We start from the raw sequence: 1,317 nt of genomic DNA, 5'->3' as shown, positions 1-1,317 counted from the left end.
CTCGATCACGTCGTGGCCGATGTTGACGATCAGGTCGGCGGCTTCGACGGCACGGTGCACGAAGTCACCCGACGACAGCGCGGCGTTGCCCAGGAAGCGCGGGTGACGCTCGTCGACCACACCTTTGCCCATCTGGGTGGTGATGAACGGGATGCCGGTCTTGTCGATCAGCTGCTTGAGGACCTTGGCGGTCATCTTGCGGTTGGCGCCGGCGCCGATCACCAGGATCGGGCTGCGAGCTTTCTGCAGTTTTTCCACGGCGGCTTCGATAGCCTTGTGCTCGGCCAGCGGGCGACGGCTCAGGCTAGGCGGAATCGGCAGGCTTTCGGTCTGCTCGGCGGCGATGTCTTCCGGAAGTTCCAGGTGCACGGCACCTGGCTTCTCTTCTTCGGCCAGGCGGAAGGCTTCGCGCATACGGGCCGGGATGTTGTCGGCGGAGGCGAACTGGTGGGTGTACTTGGTGATGGGGTCCATCATGCCGCACACGTCGATGATCTGGAAACGGCCCTGCTTGGACTTCTTGATCGGCTTCTGGCCGGTGATCATCATCATCGGCATGCCACCCAGGTAGGCGTAGGCGCTGGCGGTGACCAGGTTGGTGGCGCCAGGGCCGAGGGTCGACAGGCTGACGCCGGTCTTGCCGGTCAGGCGGCCGTAGGTGGCGGCCATGAAGCCTGCGGACTGCTCGTGACGGGTCAGTACCAGCTTGATCTTCGACTTGCGCAGAGATTCGAGCAGGTCGAGGTTTTCTTCACCGGGAATACCGAATACATACTCGACACCTTCGTTTTCCAGGCATTGCACAACGACATCGGCGGCCTTGGCCATCTTGCTTGCTACCTCAAGTGATGGGACGGTGGAAGTCCGGAAATGCGCAGCACGGTACGCTGGCATCGCTCAGCCCGGGGCCAGGAATGCCCCGAACCAAAGTCTTGACGTAGGGTGGGCGCGGGAAAGTCACGTGACTGTGACGGGAATATTGTCGCAGCCAAGGTATTTTGCGGTCGGGGTGGGAGCAGGCATGTCGAGGCGTCGAACCGCCGCGAAGCGGGCGACATGGTGGATGGCACCGGCTTTGCCGGTGTTCGCGGGTGAACCCGCTCCCACAGAGGAGGGTTCTGCAGGTCTGGGATTTTTCGGCCAGAAAGACAAAACCCCTACCTGCATGCGCAGATAGGGGTTTTGCGAAATGAATCTTGACGATGACCTACTCTCACATGGGGAAACCCCACACTACCATCGGCGATGCATCGTTTCACTGCTGAGTTCGGGATGGGATCAGGTGGTTCCAATGCTCTATGGTCGTCAAGAAATTCT

1 protein-coding gene and 1 rRNA gene are annotated in these 1,317 nt (G+C 60.9%); both read right to left on the bottom strand.

What is annotated here, in order from left to right:
- Positions 1-828 (bottom strand): thiamine pyrophosphate-binding protein (locus CAG34_RS27275; protein WP_256573584.1); only part of this gene is annotated, 828 nt, incomplete at its 3' end.
- Positions 829-1,194: 366 nt separating this feature from the next.
- Positions 1,195-1,310: ribosomal RNA gene (gene rrf / locus CAG34_RS27270) — 5S ribosomal RNA — on the bottom strand.
- Positions 1,311-1,317: the final 7 nt, after the last annotated feature.

The sequence above is a fragment of the Pseudomonas sp. B14(2017) genome, from assembly GCF_002113255.1.
In the GTDB taxonomy this organism is placed as follows: Bacteria; Pseudomonadota; Gammaproteobacteria; order Pseudomonadales; family Pseudomonadaceae; genus Aquipseudomonas; species Aquipseudomonas putida_Z.
Note: the sequence above shows the minus strand (reverse complement) of the source record. Positions and strands in the feature narration are given on the sequence as shown.